20 protein-coding genes are annotated in these 13,958 nt (G+C 70.2%); 9 read left to right on the top strand and 11 right to left on the bottom strand.

The genetic code is table 11. The features are described 5' to 3' along the window. Positions 1-8: 8 nt before the first annotated feature. Together IEZ09_RS11995 and IEZ09_RS11990 are read left to right on the top strand one after the other, a co-directional pair. Positions 9-368 (top strand): MmcQ/YjbR family DNA-binding protein, encoded by a 360-nt coding sequence (locus IEZ09_RS11995; protein WP_189253725.1) that lies wholly within the window; start codon positions 9-11, stop codon positions 366-368. Next, the gene (locus IEZ09_RS11990; RefSeq protein ID WP_370467703.1) at positions 341-889 is read left to right on the top strand and encodes a YciI family protein; all 549 of its coding nucleotides are present in this window, start codon (positions 341-343) and stop codon (positions 887-889) included. The genes IEZ09_RS11995 and IEZ09_RS11990 overlap by 28 nt, the downstream gene beginning before the upstream one ends. Here the strand turns inward: IEZ09_RS11990 and IEZ09_RS11985 are convergent. The 4 genes from IEZ09_RS11985 to IEZ09_RS11970 are packed head-to-tail and all read right to left on the bottom strand — an operon-like array spanning position 886 to position 3,702. Next, positions 886-1,341, bottom strand: a complete 456-nt coding sequence (locus tag IEZ09_RS11985) for a dihydrofolate reductase (RefSeq protein WP_189253724.1) — start codon at positions 1,339-1,341, stop codon at positions 886-888. The genes IEZ09_RS11990 and IEZ09_RS11985 overlap by 4 nt on opposite strands. Further along, a complete protein-coding gene (locus tag IEZ09_RS11980; protein ID WP_189253723.1) occupies positions 1,338-2,135 on the bottom strand; it encodes a thymidylate synthase in 798 nt (265 codons plus the stop codon). Before IEZ09_RS11980 ends, IEZ09_RS11985 begins: the two co-directional genes overlap by 4 nt. A gap of 15 nt (positions 2,136-2,150) precedes the next feature. Then, positions 2,151-3,242 (bottom strand): acyl-CoA dehydrogenase family protein, encoded by a 1,092-nt coding sequence (locus IEZ09_RS11975; protein WP_189253722.1) that lies wholly within the window; start codon positions 3,240-3,242, stop codon positions 2,151-2,153. A 22-nt stretch (positions 3,243-3,264) separates the two neighbouring features. Continuing rightward, positions 3,265-3,702 (bottom strand): MarR family winged helix-turn-helix transcriptional regulator, encoded by a 438-nt coding sequence (locus tag IEZ09_RS11970; protein WP_189253721.1) that lies wholly within the window; start codon positions 3,700-3,702, stop codon positions 3,265-3,267. Positions 3,703-3,785: 83 nt separating this feature from the next. On the opposite strand from IEZ09_RS11970, the gene IEZ09_RS11965 reads away from it, so the two are divergent. Together IEZ09_RS11965 and IEZ09_RS11960 are read left to right on the top strand one after the other, a co-directional pair. Beyond that, positions 3,786-4,544, top strand: a complete 759-nt coding sequence (locus IEZ09_RS11965; protein WP_189253720.1) for an SDR family NAD(P)-dependent oxidoreductase — start codon at positions 3,786-3,788, stop codon at positions 4,542-4,544. Between the two features lie 54 nt (positions 4,545-4,598). Then, positions 4,599-5,390 (top strand): aldo/keto reductase, encoded by a 792-nt coding sequence (locus tag IEZ09_RS11960; RefSeq protein WP_189253814.1) that lies wholly within the window; start codon positions 4,599-4,601, stop codon positions 5,388-5,390. 72 nt (positions 5,391-5,462) lie between these two features. Here the strand turns inward: IEZ09_RS11960 and IEZ09_RS11955 are convergent, their stop codons facing one another. The 3 genes from IEZ09_RS11955 to IEZ09_RS11945 are packed head-to-tail and all read right to left on the bottom strand — an operon-like array spanning position 5,463 to position 8,487. Next, on the bottom strand, positions 5,463-6,791 hold the full coding sequence (locus tag IEZ09_RS11955; RefSeq protein WP_189253719.1) for an ABC transporter permease: 1,329 nt from the start codon (positions 6,789-6,791) through the stop codon (positions 5,463-5,465). Beyond that, positions 6,791-7,489 (bottom strand): ABC transporter ATP-binding protein, encoded by a 699-nt coding sequence (locus tag IEZ09_RS11950; protein WP_189253718.1) that lies wholly within the window; start codon positions 7,487-7,489, stop codon positions 6,791-6,793. The genes IEZ09_RS11955 and IEZ09_RS11950 overlap by 1 nt, the downstream gene beginning before the upstream one ends. Beyond that, complete coding sequence (locus tag IEZ09_RS11945) at positions 7,489-8,487, bottom strand: efflux RND transporter periplasmic adaptor subunit (protein WP_189253717.1); 999 nt, start codon at positions 8,485-8,487, stop codon at positions 7,489-7,491. Before IEZ09_RS11945 ends, IEZ09_RS11950 begins: the two co-directional genes overlap by 1 nt. A gap of 139 nt (positions 8,488-8,626) precedes the next feature. On the opposite strand from IEZ09_RS11945, the gene IEZ09_RS11940 reads away from it, so the two are divergent. The 3 genes from IEZ09_RS11940 to IEZ09_RS11930 are packed head-to-tail and all read left to right on the top strand — an operon-like array spanning position 8,627 to position 10,102. Continuing rightward, the gene (locus IEZ09_RS11940; protein WP_229812472.1) at positions 8,627-9,421 is read left to right on the top strand and encodes an SDR family NAD(P)-dependent oxidoreductase; all 795 of its coding nucleotides are present in this window, start codon (positions 8,627-8,629) and stop codon (positions 9,419-9,421) included. Between the two features lie 16 nt (positions 9,422-9,437). Next, entirely contained in the window at positions 9,438-9,629 is a 192-nt protein-coding gene (locus IEZ09_RS11935; RefSeq protein ID WP_189253715.1) for a DUF2795 domain-containing protein, read from the top strand. Then, entirely contained in the window at positions 9,626-10,102 is a 477-nt protein-coding gene (locus IEZ09_RS11930) for a DUF1360 domain-containing protein (RefSeq protein WP_189253714.1), read from the top strand. Before IEZ09_RS11935 ends, IEZ09_RS11930 begins: the two co-directional genes overlap by 4 nt. Here IEZ09_RS11930 and IEZ09_RS11925 read toward each other — a convergent pair. Continuing rightward, the gene (locus IEZ09_RS11925; RefSeq protein ID WP_189253828.1) at positions 10,097-10,681 is read right to left on the bottom strand and encodes a hypothetical protein; all 585 of its coding nucleotides are present in this window, start codon (positions 10,679-10,681) and stop codon (positions 10,097-10,099) included. The genes IEZ09_RS11930 and IEZ09_RS11925 overlap by 6 nt on opposite strands. 72 nt (positions 10,682-10,753) lie before the next feature. Between IEZ09_RS11925 and IEZ09_RS11920 the strand changes: the two genes are divergently transcribed. Beyond that, a complete protein-coding gene (locus tag IEZ09_RS11920; protein ID WP_229812471.1) occupies positions 10,754-11,449 on the top strand; it encodes a HemK2/MTQ2 family protein methyltransferase in 696 nt (231 codons plus the stop codon). Continuing rightward, entirely contained in the window at positions 11,391-11,618 is a 228-nt protein-coding gene (locus IEZ09_RS11915) for a CDGSH iron-sulfur domain-containing protein (RefSeq protein ID WP_189253712.1), read from the top strand. Before IEZ09_RS11920 ends, IEZ09_RS11915 begins: the two co-directional genes overlap by 59 nt. On the opposite strand, the gene IEZ09_RS11910 is transcribed toward IEZ09_RS11915, so the two are convergent. Genes IEZ09_RS11910 through IEZ09_RS11900 form a run of 3 tightly spaced genes read right to left on the bottom strand, consistent with a single transcriptional unit; the run spans position 11,540 to position 13,929 of the window. After that, complete coding sequence (locus IEZ09_RS11910) at positions 11,540-12,562, bottom strand: iron-containing redox enzyme family protein (RefSeq protein WP_189253711.1); 1,023 nt, start codon at positions 12,560-12,562, stop codon at positions 11,540-11,542. The genes IEZ09_RS11915 and IEZ09_RS11910 overlap by 79 nt on opposite strands. After that, on the bottom strand, positions 12,537-13,514 hold the full coding sequence (locus IEZ09_RS11905; protein WP_189253710.1) for a carboxylate-amine ligase: 978 nt from the start codon (positions 13,512-13,514) through the stop codon (positions 12,537-12,539). Before IEZ09_RS11905 ends, IEZ09_RS11910 begins: the two co-directional genes overlap by 26 nt. Further along, a complete protein-coding gene (locus IEZ09_RS11900; protein ID WP_189253709.1) occupies positions 13,498-13,929 on the bottom strand; it encodes a DUF4383 domain-containing protein in 432 nt (143 codons plus the stop codon). The genes IEZ09_RS11905 and IEZ09_RS11900 overlap by 17 nt, the downstream gene beginning before the upstream one ends. Between the last annotated feature and the right edge of the window lie 29 nt (positions 13,930-13,958).

The following is a 13,958-nucleotide window of genomic DNA, read 5'->3' as shown; positions in this document are numbered from 1 at the left end:
AGCTTGTGATGGCCACCTGGAACGACGTGCGCCGGATCGCCACCTCCATGCCCGACGTGACGGAGCGGGTGCGGGAGGGCGTCGTCGACTGGAGGGTCAAGGACAAGCTCTTCGTGTGGGAACGGCCGCTGCGCAAAACGGACATCGCGGCTTTGGGGGCGTCGGCGCCGTCCGGGCCGATCCTGGCCGCACGGGTGCCGGACCTGGGCGCCAAGGAGGCGTTGCTCGCCTCCGACGGGTCGGTCTACTTCACCACACCGCACTTCCAGGGATATCCGGCGATCCTGGTGCGGCTGGAGCACATCGAGGTGGGGGAGCTGGAAGAGCTGATCGTCGAGGCGTGGCACGCGCGGGCGAGGCGCCGGTAGTGGAGTTCCTCTGCTACCACCGGGATCGGCCCGGTTCGGTGCCGTTGCGCGAGAAGCTGATCGAGGAGCACTGGTCCTACATGGACCGGTTCGACCTGATCGCCCGCGGCCCCACCTTCGCCGGCGATGTGCTGACCGGCAGCGTGCACGTCGTCGACGTGCCGGATGCCGCGGCGGCTCGTGCGTTCGCGTTCGCGGAACCCTGCTATCAGGCCGGTGCGTACCGCGACGTGCTGGTGCGCCGGTGGCGCAACGTGCTCGGGCGGACCATGTGGGACTTCCCCGGCGGCAGGGAGGGCGGCGGCCACCTCGTGCTCGGGTTCGGGTCGGGGGAGGCCGTGGACCTCGTTCCGGCGCGCACGGACGAGCTGATCGCGTACGGGCCGTTGCTGTCCGACGACGGCACGGCCTGGCTCGGCACGGCGGCGCTGGTCAGGTCCGCGGACCCGGCATCGGTGCTGACCGGCGACCGGTACGACGCCGTCGAGGTCCACGAGTGGGAGTTCGGAGGCCGCCGCTAGTAGCTCACGAACCGGTAGTGCAGGCCCGAACTGGACTCCTGCCACTTGCCGACGCTGACGGGCTCGCGGTCGATCTTCGGCGCGTACGTGTCGCCCTCGAACGGCTCGCGGACCTCGGTCACCTCGATGCGGTCCGCGAGCGGCAGTGTCGCCGCGTAGACCGCCGAGCCTCCCATCACCCACAGGTCGCCGCTGACGTCCGCGAGCGCCTTCTCGAGGCTGTCGAACGTCTCGGCGCCCTCCTGCGGCGTGCGGGACAGCACCAGGTTGCGGCGGCCCGGCAGCGGCCGGAAGCGCGGCGGCAGGGACTCCCAGGTGAGGCGGCCCATCAGCACGGCGGCGCCCGCGGTGATCTCCCGGAAGTGCTTCAGGTCCTCCGGGATGTGCCACGGAATGGCGTTGTCGCGGCCGATGACGCCGTTCGGCGCCTGCGCCCAGATCAGGCCGATCACACCGCCACCGGAGCCTTGATGCCGGGGTGCGGGTCGTAGCCTTCGATCGTGAAGTCCTCGTAGGTGTAGTCGAACAACGACGGCGCCGGTGCGAGCTTTAGCGTCGGGAACGGCCGGGCCTCGCGGCTCAGCTGCAGCTCGACCTGCTCGACGTGGTTGTCGTAGATGTGGCAGTCGCCGCCGGTCCAGATGAAGTCGCCGACGCCGAGCCCCGTCTGGGCGGCGATCATGTGGGTCAGCAGGGCGTAGGAGGCGATGTTGAACGGCACGCCGAGGAACAGGTCCGCGCTGCGCTGGTAGAGCTGGCAGGACAGCTTGCCGTCGGCGACGTAGAACTGGAAGAACGCGTGGCACGGCGGCAGGGCCATCTGCGCGATCTCGCCGACGTTCCAGGCGGACACGATGATCCGCCGCGAGTCCGGGTTCGTCTTCAGCGTCTTCAGCACTTCGGCGATCTGGTCGACGTGGCCGCCGTCCGGGGTCGGCCACGAGCGCCACTGCACGCCGTAGATCGGGCCGAGCTCGCCGCTCTCGGGCGCCCACTCGTCCCAGATCGTCACGCCGTGGTCCTGCAGCCACTTCACGTTGCTGTCGCCGCGCAGGAACCACAGCAGCTCGTAGGCGATCGACTTGAAGTGGACCTTCTTGGTGGTGATCAGCGGGAAACCCGCGGCGAGCGGGTAGCGCAGCTGGTGGCCGAAGATCGACCGCGTGCCGGTGCCGGTGCGGTCTTCCTTGTGCACACCCTCTTTCAGGACGTGCCGGAGCAGGTCTTCGTACTGCGTGTCGGCCATAAGGGTGAGCCTAATCTAGAAGCGCGCGGTGTCCGGCCCAAGGCCGAAGCGCACCATCGAGTAGGTCTCCAGCAGCCGGCGCGACACGATCGTGTGCTGGTTCGCGACGTGCGCGTCACGCAGGCAGCGCTGCAGGGCGGACGACTCGAACACCGACGTGCCGCCGCCCAGCGCGAACGCCTTCTGCGTCACCTCGGTGGCTTCGGCGGAGGCGAACGTGCAGGCCAGCCGCAGCCGGCCCTTCACGCCGTCCGGTATGTCCGAACCGGCCCACGCCAGCTCCCAGACCGCGTCCAGCTCGCCGGCCAGGAACGCGCGGGCCGCCGAGAGCCGCGCTTCCATCAGGGCCACGTCGATCTGGGCGCCGGTCTGCTCGGCGAGGCGTTTCGTCGCGTGCTGCGGCGTCTTCTCGACCGCGAGCGTCACGATCTCGTCGATCGCCCGCTGCGCGATGCCCAGGCCCACCGAGGCGACACCGGCGGCGAGGAAGCAGAAGAACGGGAAACGGGCCAGCGGGCTGTTGGTGCCGGGGGTGGTCACTCCCGGCAGCGCGGTCCGGGCGGCCGGGACGAAAGCGTCGGTGACGGAGAACTCGTGCGAACCGGTCGCGCACAGGCCGGAGACGTACCAGGTGTCGTGGATCGTCACGTCCGAACGCGGGTACACGGCCAGACGCGGGCCGTCCGGTGTGAGGGTTCCGCCGATGACCCACTGGCTGTACGGGACGGCGCTGCCCCAGCCCCACCGGCCGGACACGCGGTAGCCGCCTTCCGCGGCCTCGCCACGCCCGATCGGCGCGGCCGTGCCCGCGATCAGCGTGCGCGGGTCGCCGAAGATCTCGTCCGCGGCGGCCACCGGCAGGAACCAGGCGAGCGACGACGAGATGGTGGTCGTCATCACGGTCCAGCCCGTCGAGGCGTCCGAGCGCGACAGCTCCTGGACCTCGCGGCTCCACTCGGGCAGGCCCAGCTCCGCGCCGCCGTGGCGCTGCGGCAGGAGTATCCGGTGCAGGCCCCGGTCGACGAGCGCGGCCAGTACCGGCTCGGTGAGGGCGCGTTGTCGCTCGGCCAACGGTGCTTCGGCGCGGATCAGGTCGTGGAGATCCATGCGCGCGATCTTTCCGAGCCGGCTACAGCTTGGCGAGCGCCTCAACGAGTGGCTTGAGCTCCGGGATGCCCTCGGCTTCCGCCAGAGACTCCGACAACGCCTGGTCGTGGGTCGGGCGGGCGAGGGCGAGCAGTGCGTGGCCCTTCTCGGTGACCTCGGTGTAGATGCCGCGGCGGTCGGTGGGGCAGAGGTAGCGGGCGAGCAGGCCGCGGTCCTCCAGGCGGGTGACCAGGCGCGTGGTGGCCGACTGGCTGAGCACCACGGCGTTGGACAGCTGGTTCATCCGCAGGTGGAAGCCGTCCTGGCGGTTGAGGACGTCGAGAACGGTGTACTCGCTGACGGAGAGTTCGTGTGCCTTCTGCAGGGCTCTCTCGAGGCGGTCCTCGATGCGCGCGTGCAACGCCGCGAGCGTGCGCCAGCCCTGAGCGCGCGCCTGGACGGCGTCGTCGTCCAGTGACATGGGTCAACCCTTCTCGAATAGACAGCGTGTGCAACTATTGCGTACGCTTGTTATCGTCTTCAACAAGTCTACCGGGGAGAGACATGGATCTGTCAGGACGCACGGCGCTTGTGACGGGCTCCACCTCCGGCATCGGCTTCGCGACGGCGGAAGCGCTGCTCAAGGCGGGCGCGACGGTCGTGGTCAACGGCCGCAGCCAGGAGCGGGTGGACGAGGCCCTGGCGAAGCTGGACGGAGACGTGCGCGGCATCGCGGCCGACCTCGCGACCGCGCAGGGTGCGGCCGAGCTGATCGAGCAGGTGCCCGACGTGGACGTGCTGGTCAACAACATGGGGATCTACGGCGCGCAGCCGGTGTTCGAGATCGACGACGCCGAGTGGCAGCGGTTCTTCGACACCAACGTCATGTCCGGTGTGCGGCTCTCGCGGCACTACACGCCGCGGATGGTCGAGCGCGGCTGGGGCCGGGTGATCTTCGTGAGCAGCGAGTCGTCCGTCTTCACCCCCACCGAGATGGTCCATTACGGCATGACGAAGACCGCCCAGCTCGCCATCGCGCGCGGCATGGCGCAGGCCGTCCAGGGCACCGGGGTCACGGTGAACTCGGTGCTGCCCGGCCCGACGCTCACGCCGGGCGTCGAGGAGTTCATCCGCGACCGCGTCGGCGACGGCGGCGAGGCGGAGTTCGTCCGCACCGAGCGCCCGACCCTGTTGCTGGGCCGCCTGATCCGCCCGCACGAGGTCGCGAACCTCATCACCTACGTCGCGTCGGACCTGTCGTCCGCGACGACCGGAGCCGCGTTGCGCGTCGACGGCGGCACCGCGCCGACGCTGATCCCGTAAGTCAGAAAAGGAAGATCGCTTGTGAACATCGTGAAGCTCAACAACGGCGTCGAGATGCCCCAGCTCGGTTTCGGTGTCTGGCAGGTGCCCGACGCCGAGGCCACGCCCGCGGTCAGCGAGGCGATCAGGGCGGGCTACCGCAGCATCGACACCGCCGCGATCTACGGCAACGAGGCGGGCACCGGCGCGGCCGTCGCCCAGTCCGGCGTGGCGCGCGAGGAGCTGTTCGTCACGACGAAGCTGTGGAACTCCGAGCAGGGGTACGACGCGACGCTGCGCGCGTTCGACGAGTCGCTGCGCAAGCTCGGGCTCGACGTGCTCGACCTCTACCTGATCCACTGGCCGACGCCGGCCCGCGACCTCTACGTGGACACGTGGAAGGCGTTCGTGGAGCTGCAGAAGGAGGGCCGCGTCCGCGCGATCGGCGTCTCCAACTTCCAGCCCGCGCACCTGCGCCGGCTGATCGACGAGACCGGTGTCGTGCCCGCGGTCAACCAGATCGAGCTGCACCCGTACCTGCAGCAGGCCGACCTGCGCGCGTTCCACGCCGAGCACGGCATCCAGACCGAGGCCTGGTCGCCGCTCGGCCAGGGCGGCGAGCTGCTCGGCGACCCGGTCGTCACCGAGATCGCCGCGCGCCACCAGCGGTCCGCGGCCCAGGTCGTGCTGCGGTGGCACCTGCAGCTCGGCAACATCGTGATCCCGAAGTCCGTGACGCCGTCGCGCATCCGGGAGAACATCGCGGTGTTCGACTTCGAGCTGGCCGAGGAGGAGATGGCCGCTCTGTCCACTCTGGACCGCGGTGGCCGCATCGGCCCGAACCCCGACGAGTTCAACCAGGCCTGACGGCAAATACGAAGCCCCGGCCCGCCTTCTCGCGGACCGGGGCTTCGCCGGCGACGGACCTGCCTCCTGCTCCTAGGCCCGCATGACTGTGGCGATCGGGATCCGCGCCGCCCTGATCGCCGGGATCAGACCGCCGAGCACACCGGCGACGAGACCCGCGATCACCCCGGCGACGCCCGCCTCCCACGGGAAGGTGGTGCCCTGCAACGACGGGAAGCGGTGGCCGAACAACGTGAGCGCGATCTGCAGCCCCGCCGCGCCCGCGCCGATCGCCAGCGCCGCGGTCAGCAAGCCGGTCAGCAACGTCTCGGCGAGCACGATGCCCGCGAGCAGCATGCGGGACATGCCCACCGCGCGGCGCAGCGCGAACTCCTCCACGCGTTCGCCGACCGTGGCGAGGCCGACGTTGAGGATGCCCGCGACACCGATCAGCAGCACCAGGAACGCCATGCCGAGGAAGATCAACCGCATGATCTTGAGCTCGGACTCCATGCGCTCCTTGGAGTTCACGACCCGGAACTCCACCTGTTTCTGGTCGACGCCCGCGCCGATGAGCTTGGCCTTGAGCAGCTGCTGCAGGTCGTGCGAACCGGGCTGCAGGTACACCTCGAGGCCGGTGCCGCCGCCGCGGAACCGGTCGAGCTCGCTGGAGGCCGCCGCGGCGGGCATCCACGTGCGCAGCTCGTCGAGGCGCAGGTAGACGCGCGGCTGCGGGTAACCGTCCTCCACGACACCGACGATCTGCGGCGTGACGTGGTGGGTGGCGCCGTCGATCATCATCTCGCCGGGGACGCGGTACTGCCGCAGGCCCTTCGCGGCCTCCTCGTTCAGCACGATCCGCGGGGCGAGCGACGGGGCCGAGGCGAAGTCGAGCCAGGTGCCGGACACCGGGCGGAACGGCTTGAACGGGCGGATGTCGCCGGTCAGCGCGACCATGCTGACCTCGATCGCCTGGCCGTCCGGCTTCTTCTCCTGCGGCTTCTGCTCCTGGCAGACACCGCCGGCGTCGCAGTACACCATCGGGCCCTGGTAGTCGCCGCCGCGGTTGGCGTACTCGAACGGCATGCCGCCCTCGTTGATCGGCCGCAGGCCGGGCTCGCCGATGATCGCCTTCGAGCTGATCATCGCGACCGCGTCGGCACGGCCCTTCAGCGTGGCCTCGACGATCCCCGGCGCGCCCTTCTCGCCGGGGATGTAGCCCGTCACCGTGCCGTCCTTGCCGGCCTGGAGCTCGACGTCGGTGAGCATCGCGCGTTCGGCGATCTCGGCACCCGCCTGCACGGTCACGACCGCGAGCACGCCCAGGAACAGCGACACCATCGACAGGAACGTGCGCAGCTTGCGGGCGCGGATGCCCTGTCCGCCGATCACCAGGGCGGACCGCAGCTTGCCGGAGAACATCAGTTGAACCGCCCGTCGCGCAGCTCCAGCACGCGGCCCATCTTGCGCGCGTGGTCGTGGTCGTGCGTGACCAGCACGAGGCCGCAGCCCTGCCTGGTCGTGTTGAGCAGCACCTCGACGACGAGGTTGCCGGTCTCGGTGTCGAGCGCGCCCGTCGGCTCGTCGGCGAGGATCACGCGCGGCTGCCGCACGAGGGCGCGGGCGATCGCCACGCGCTGCTGCTCGCCACCGGAGAGCCTGGCGGGCTTGGACTTCGCGAGGTGCGCGATGCCGACCTGCTCGAGCGCCTCCATCACCTGCTGCTTGCGCTTGCGCCGCGACGACCAGCCCTGGCCGTTCACCAGCGCCATCGCCACGTTCTGCGCCGCGGTGAGGTGCTTGAGCAGGAAGAAGCGCTGGAACACGAACCCGAACTCCGCGCTGCGCAACGCCGCGGCCTTGCGCTCGGGCAGCTTCGTGATGTCGTTGCCGTGCAGGAAGTACTGGCCTTCGTCGGCACGGTCGAACAGCCCGATCAGCGACAGCAGCGTCGACTTGCCGGAGCCGGACCGGCCGAGGATCGCGACGCTCTGTCCGGGGTGGACGGTGAGGTCCACGCCGGACAGGATCGTGCGCGGTTCCTCCTGTCCCTTCAGGACTTTCGTGATGCCGTTGAGCTGGATCAGCGGTGCCTGAACCTGAATCGCCGGTGCCGTCATCACGGTCCCGTCGGCTTCTGCTGCTGGTCGCCGCCCTGCTGCTGGCCCTCCGGCAGGTTCGGGCCGGGCACGGCGAGCTCCTCGTCACCGGTGAGGCCCGACTTGACCTCGATGACCTTGCCGTCGGTGAGACCCAGCGTCACGTCGGTGGTGCGGCGCGAGCCGTCGGGTCCGAGCACGTCGACCTTGCCCTTGCCCTGCTGACCGGCGACCGCCTCGACCGGAACGACCAGCGCCTGCGTGGCCTTGCCGGTGGTGACCTCGATCGACGCGGTGGCGCCGTTGATCATCTGCACGTCCGCGGGCGCGGTGCACACGATGCGCAGGCCCGTCGAGGAGCTCGGCTGCTGCGGCTGGTCGGGCTGCTTGGGCTGCTGCGGTTGCTGCGTCTGGCCCGCCGGCGGGGTCTTGGTGTCCGGCGTCTGCGTGGGCCGCTCCGGGATCGTGCCCTGCGGCAGCGCGGCGATGGTGCCGAGCACCGTGCACGGGAACGGGCCGGGACCGTTCTTGATCTGCGCCGTCACGTCCGTGAGCGCGCCGCTGATCTTGTACGCCTGCGCGCCGTCGATGTCGCCGACGATCGCGTAGCCGACGTGCTTGGCCGACGCGATCGGCATGCCCGCCGTCACGGTCGCCTTGTCGTCGACGAGCCTGCCGCCGAACGTCGCACCGGCCGGGATCTCGACGTAGTTCGGCGCCCCGTCCTTCCACACCGTCGCGACCCTGGTGGGCTTGGTCGGCGTGCCGTTGGGTGCCTGCAGGTCGAAGTACCGCACCTGACCCGCGACCGGCGCGACGAGGCCGAACGTCGGGTTCATCTCGACCTTGCCCGAGATGCTGAGCTTCGTGATGAGGTCCTGCTTGGTCGGCTTGACCTTGGTCATCGTCGTGCCGCGCGGGGCCAGCTCCGGGTTGGTCTTCTCCGGACCTGACGGACTGCACGCCGCCACGGCGACCGTGACCAGCGCGCACAGCGGCGCGAGAACAATTTTGCGCACGAATGTCCCCCATGTCGTTTCGACCAACCTACCGATAAGGACACCGGACGGGACGGGGAGGTTGCATCGGACTTTCGGCCGATGTCGCATCGACCTGGTGGCCACGGGTATCCGGGTGTTGACCGGAAGGAGAAGACCTGTGAATGCGCTTGCCGTGGTAACCGGCGCTTCCAGCGGAATAGGTTACGAACTCGCGAAAGTGCTCGCGGACAACGGCTTCGACGTCGTCGTCGCGGCCGAGGACGAGAGGATCGACGACACGGCCGCGCAACTGCGGCTGCGCAGCGGTGGTGTGCACGTCGAACCGGTGCGCACCGACCTGAGGACCTACGACGGCGTGGAATCCCTCGTCGCGCGGGTGCGCGCGTTGGGCCGTCCGGTGGACGTGCTCGCGGTGAACGCGGGTGTCGGCGTGGGCGGTGACTTCGTGCGCGACACGTCGCTCGCCGACAACCTGGAGATCGTCGACCTGAACGTCCGCTCGTCGGTGCACCTCGCGCACCGGCTGATCGGCGACATGGTGGACCGCAAGGAGGGCAAGGTGCTCTTCACGTCCTCGATCGCCGCGACCGCACCGGGCCCGTTCCACTCCGTCTACGCGGCGTCGAAGGCGTTCCTCGCGTCGTTCGGCCAGGGCCTGCGGGAGGAGCTGCGCGACACCGGCGTCAGCGTCACGACGCTGATGCCGGGACCGACCGACACCGAGTTCTTCGAGCGCGCGGGCATGCAGGACACCAAGGTCGCCACGGGTGACAAGGACGATCCCGCACAGGTCGCCCAGCAGGGCTTCGAGGCGTTGATGAAGGGCGACGACCACGTGGTCGCGGGCTCGCTGCGCAACAAGGTCCAGGCGATCGCCGGGAAGGTGGCGCCGGATCCGGTGAAGGCGAAGATGATGCGGACGATGACCGAACCCGGTTCAGCCGAGTCGTGACGGGTAACCGCGCGCCATGAGCCAATCGAATCCCATTGAGATCCAGAAGAATCTCGCCGGCGTGGACTACCCGGTGAGCAAACAGCAGCTGATCGACAAGGCCCGTGACAACGGTGCGGGAGACGACGTGCTGGAACTGCTCGAAAAGCTTCCCGACCGGCAGTACGACGGGCCGAACGCCGTGAGCGCGGAGGTTTCGAAGGCGTGAGGCGGATCTGGCAGTCGTACGGCGAGGGCAGGCCGCTGCCCGGATACCTCCTGGCCATCGGCACCTACGCCGCTCTCGCCGGCGCCGTCTCGGTGGCCGGGCGCCTCACCGGCGTCCGGCTGCCGGAGCGGTTCTCGCTGCGCGACACCGCACTCGTCGGTGTCGCGACGCACAAGGCGAGCCGGTTGCTCACCAAGGAGGCGGTGACGAGCCCGCTCAGGGCACCGTTCACCCGCTACGAGGAACCGGCGGGGCACGCGGAGCTCAAGGAGCGCCCCCGGTCGGACAGCGCGGCACGGCACGCGGTCGGGGAGCTGGTCACGTGCCCGTTCTGCGCGGGGGTGTGGATCGCGAGCGGGCTGACCGCCGGACTCGTGTTCGCGCCGCGGCTCACCCGGCTGGTGTCGACCGCGCTCACCGCCGTGGCGGCGTCGGATGCCCTGAACCTGGTGTACGACAAGCTGAAGTCATGACTCCTGGCGGCCGCGCCTGCTCCCCTCGTAGGCCTGCTCCCGCAGCGCGGCGAGCCAGCGCGGCGCCGGCTCCATCTCCGGCGGCCGGTTGAGCACCGGGTCGAACGCCACGGGCGTCGCCGTGCGCTCCTGCGGGTGCAGCGTCACCTCCGCCACCTCACGCCAGTCGGCGTCCTTGCCCGACAGGTGGATGGTGAAGCGGCTGGGCAGCTCGCCGTCGTCCGGAACGGCCATGAACCACACCAGCTCGCCCCGGTACCGGTACGGCGCCAGGGTGCCGAGCCGGGCGTCCCGCCAGTGCCGCACGAACTTCGGCAGCAACCGCGTGTGCTCGCCCGTGCCCGTGCTCGACAGCAGCAGGTCCCAGTCGCCCCGCTCGGTGGGCACGCGCAGCGCGATGCCGAGCACGTCGGGCTTTCCCGGTCCGGTGCCCGCGCCCTTGGACAGGCGCACGGTCACGCCGGCGTGGGCGGGGAACGGCGGGGAACCGGTCAGCTCACCGGTCATCTGGACGCCGCGCGGATGCAGCGCGCGGTCGTGGCGTGCCCTCGCGAGCAGGCGGAAGACAGTGGACAGCACATCCCGGTGTACCCGCCGCAACCGCGGGAAAACGCCGTGTTTCAAGGTCTTGCGGCGGGGGATTCTGCGGTGGTGAGGCTGCTTCGAGCTCCGGGCGTGTACGCGCCCCAGGACGACACCGCGCTTCTCGTCGAGGCGATGCACGCGGCGGCGATTCCGGCCGGTGCGCGCGTGCTGGACATCGGCACCGGCACGGGAGCGCTGGCCATCGCGGCGATCCGCGCCGGAGCCGCCGAGGTGACCGGCGTGGACGTGTCGCGGCGCGCCGTGTGGACCGCGCGGGTCAACGCGGCACTGCAACGGTTGCCGTTGCGCGTGCGGCTGGGCAACGCGCTGGAGGTCGTGGCGGACGAGCGTTTCGACCTCGTGCTCGCGAATCCGCCGTACGTGCCGGCCGCCAGCCCGTGCGCGGCGCGAGGGTCCGCACGGGCGTGGGACGCGGGACTGGACGGACGGCAGCTGCTGGACCCGCTGTGCGCCAGGATGTCCGACCTCCTGGTGCCGGGTGGCGTCCTGCTGATGGTCCATTCAGCACTGTGCGGAGTGGACACGACGTTGCGGCAGCTGCGGGACAACGGCCTGAAGGCCTCCATCGTGCAACGCCGCAATGTGCCCTTCGGGCCCGTCATGAACGGCAGGATCGGTTTCCTGGAACGGCACGGCCTGATCGAACCCGGTCAGCGACACGAGGAACTGGTGGTGATCCGCGGTGACCGGCCAGAACCGGCGCAGGGTGACGGTGGTGCCGAACGGGCCGGTGCTCGTTGAGGGACCGGTCGAGCTCGTCACCGACGACGGCGTGACGCACACCAGCGACCGGTTCGTGGTCGCGGTGTGCGCGTGCCGCCGCAGCAAGCGCTACCCGTTCTGCGACACCAGCCACCGCAGGCGCGTCCGCAGCGACGACTCGCCCGCAGCCCACGACGACAGCAGGTGAGCGGCGAGGCGGGCTTCGAGCAGTTCCGTCGCCTGGATGCCGAACACCACGTCCGCCCGCAGTTCCGGGTGCTGGTCCAACAGTGAGCCGATGACGTCACGGCGCATGATCTGCTCGTGCACGGCATCGGCCTCGATGTGCTCGGTGTAGAACTCGACGCAGCGCGGGTCGGCGCCGAGGCGCTGGAGCGCCTGGGCCATCCGCTGGGCACTGGGGGCGGTGGTGATCTCGGCGGCGGCGAAGTGGCCGACCAGGGCGCCGCGCAACGACCGGTGCAGGCCGAACAGCGACATCATGTTGACGATCGCGATGGCGGGTGCGGGCACGTCGTCGAGGTAGTGCAGGTACTCCGAGGACATCCCGGCGCCGTCGAGCAGGTCGGCGTACAGGCGCGAGTGCATGCGATCGGCCCGGCCGCCGCCGAACTCGTCGAACTCCACCGCGACCAGAGCCGCCTTCGCGCTGCCGCGCAGCCGGGGGATGACCCAGGCGTGCGGGTCGGCCTCCTTGTGGTGGTACACCGAACGATGCGCGAAGTACTCGCGCATCTCGTCCCAGGTCCCGTTGTCCCGCAGGTGGTGCGACACACCGCTGCCGGGGACGTGCTCGACCAGCAACCCCTCCAGCGCCGCCGCCAGGTCGTCCCCGCCGTCCACATCGGACCGCAGCGCGGCCAGGAACGCCGTTTCGGCGTGAGCGCGCAGCTTCAGCAGCTCCGGATCCCACTCCCACGCCGGGTGCACGCCGTCGAAGCCGCAGTAGTGCAGCTCGTACATCGTGTGCAGCGCGATGGTGAGGTCCTCGCCGTACGGGTCGGCGTCGGTGAACGGGATCGGGCGACCGTCCGGCTCACCGCTCAGGGCGGCGACGACGGTCTCGGACAACGGCCCGCGGGGCGAGGGAAGCTTCACCACGGTCTCATACCCGCCGGTCGAGCAGGTCATGCACCAGCGAGAGCTCGCCGCGTTCCGTCAGCGCCGGTGTGACGTGCTCCAGCAGCCGGTCGAGCAGCGCGGTCGCGGGCACCAGGCGCTCCCGCCACGGATCGACCCCGGCGCCGTCCAGGCCGTACCGGGAAGCCGTCCAGACGGCTGCCGCGCACACTTCGTCGCGCACCGGGGGTGATTCGTCGGCCACGGCCGCCGTGTGGACGAGAGCGCGCGACAGGGCCGCCTGCAGCACCGCGTCGTCGACGGTGGCCGCCGCGTCCGCCACGCGGAACTCGACGGTCGGCCACCTCGGCGACAGGCGGGCGAGCCAGAACGACTGCGCGCGGTCCACCAGGGTTCCGCACGCGACCATGCGGGCCACGTGCGCGTCGTGGTCGGCGGCGTTCGCGAACACCGGTGCGACCCCGGAACCGGGAAAGCGGGACTGCTGCACCATCCGCCAGCTCGCGTAGCCGTGGTCGGGGGAGTTCGCCGACAGCGCCAGCAACGTCGGCAGCCACGGCCGGAGGTGGTTGAGAACGCGCACACCCGTTTCCCGGTCGGGTACGCCGACGTGGACGTGGCACCCGCAGGCCTCGTAGTGCTCGACGACGCCCGAGTAGGTGTCGAGAACGCGGCGGAACCGCGGGTTGCCGGGAGACACGATGGGCTGCAGCGACGGTTTCACCGGTGTGCCGCGGGACATCAGCCCGACACCGATCTCCTCCGCCGCCTTCGCGAGCGTGGCGCGGGCCTGCCGGAGCGCCTCGCCGAGCTCGGCGACACCCGTGCACGGCCCGGTCGCGGCCTCCACCTGCGTGGCCGCCAGCTCCGCGTGGAACTTCGTGAGGTCGGTGTCCCCGACGCGCGCCAGCACGGCGTCCGCTCGCACCGAGGTACGTCCGGACGCCGTGTCGACGAGCAGGAACTCTTCTTCTACGCCAACGGTGTCAGCGCACTGCGGCACGCTTGCCAAGCGCGACCCCCAGTCCGATCATGCCGAGGCCGAGGACGAAGTGCAGCCAGTCGTCCGCGCTGTTGAGCGGCACGAAGTTGGCGCTGCTCATCTTGTCGATCACCAGCCCGTACAGCCACAGCACGAGGTAGATCGCGCCGCCGCCGATGAGGAACGCCCGTGCGCCGGCGGCCGTGCGTGCGGCCAGGAAGCCCACGACGCCGAACAGCAGGTGCACGATGTTGTGCAGGATCGACACCATGAAAATACCGAGCAGCATCGCACCGGACTCGTGACCCGCGAAGGTCATCTGGTCGTAGTCCGTGGTGATGCCCGGGATGAAGCCGAGTACGCCGACCAGCGCGAACACCGCTGCGACGACGAGTGCGGCTTGCTGGACCCGCGTGCGGGTGGTGACGTCGACCATCGAACTCACCTCTGTGTTTTGGTCGTGAA

It is taken from the genome of Lentzea flava, assembly GCF_014648475.1.
Lineage (GTDB): Bacteria > Actinomycetota > Actinomycetes > Mycobacteriales > Pseudonocardiaceae > Lentzea > Lentzea flava.
The sequence above is the reverse complement of the archived record's forward strand: the minus strand, read 5'-3'. Positions and strand labels throughout refer to the sequence as shown.

Excerpts from the sequence above, each read along its gene's own strand:
- IEZ09_RS11965 (WP_189253720.1), top strand. The coding sequence starts at position 3,786 with ATGGATCTGTCAGGACGCACGGCGCTTGTGACGGGCTCCACCTCCGGC.
- IEZ09_RS11900 (WP_189253709.1), bottom strand. The coding sequence starts at position 13,929 with ATGGTCGACGTCACCACCCGCACGCGGGTCCAGCAAGCCGCACTCGTC.
- IEZ09_RS11910 (WP_189253711.1), bottom strand. The coding sequence starts at position 12,562 with ATGACCTGCTCGACCGGCGGGTATGAGACCGTGGTGAAGCTTCCCTCG.
- IEZ09_RS11960 (WP_189253814.1), top strand. The coding sequence starts at position 4,599 with ATGCCCCAGCTCGGTTTCGGTGTCTGGCAGGTGCCCGACGCCGAGGCC.
- IEZ09_RS11975 (WP_189253722.1), bottom strand. The coding sequence starts at position 3,242 with ATGGATCTCCACGACCTGATCCGCGCCGAAGCACCGTTGGCCGAGCGA.
- IEZ09_RS11950 (WP_189253718.1), bottom strand. The coding sequence starts at position 7,489 with ATGACGGCACCGGCGATTCAGGTTCAGGCACCGCTGATCCAGCTCAAC.
- IEZ09_RS11955 (WP_189253719.1), bottom strand. The coding sequence starts at position 6,791 with ATGTTCTCCGGCAAGCTGCGGTCCGCCCTGGTGATCGGCGGACAGGGC.
- IEZ09_RS11995 (WP_189253725.1), top strand. The coding sequence starts at position 9 with ATGGCCACCTGGAACGACGTGCGCCGGATCGCCACCTCCATGCCCGAC.
- IEZ09_RS11935 (WP_189253715.1), top strand. The coding sequence starts at position 9,438 with ATGAGCCAATCGAATCCCATTGAGATCCAGAAGAATCTCGCCGGCGTG.
- IEZ09_RS11970 (WP_189253721.1), bottom strand. The coding sequence starts at position 3,702 with ATGTCACTGGACGACGACGCCGTCCAGGCGCGCGCTCAGGGCTGGCGC.
- IEZ09_RS11980 (WP_189253723.1), bottom strand. The coding sequence starts at position 2,135 with ATGGCCGACACGCAGTACGAAGACCTGCTCCGGCACGTCCTGAAAGAG.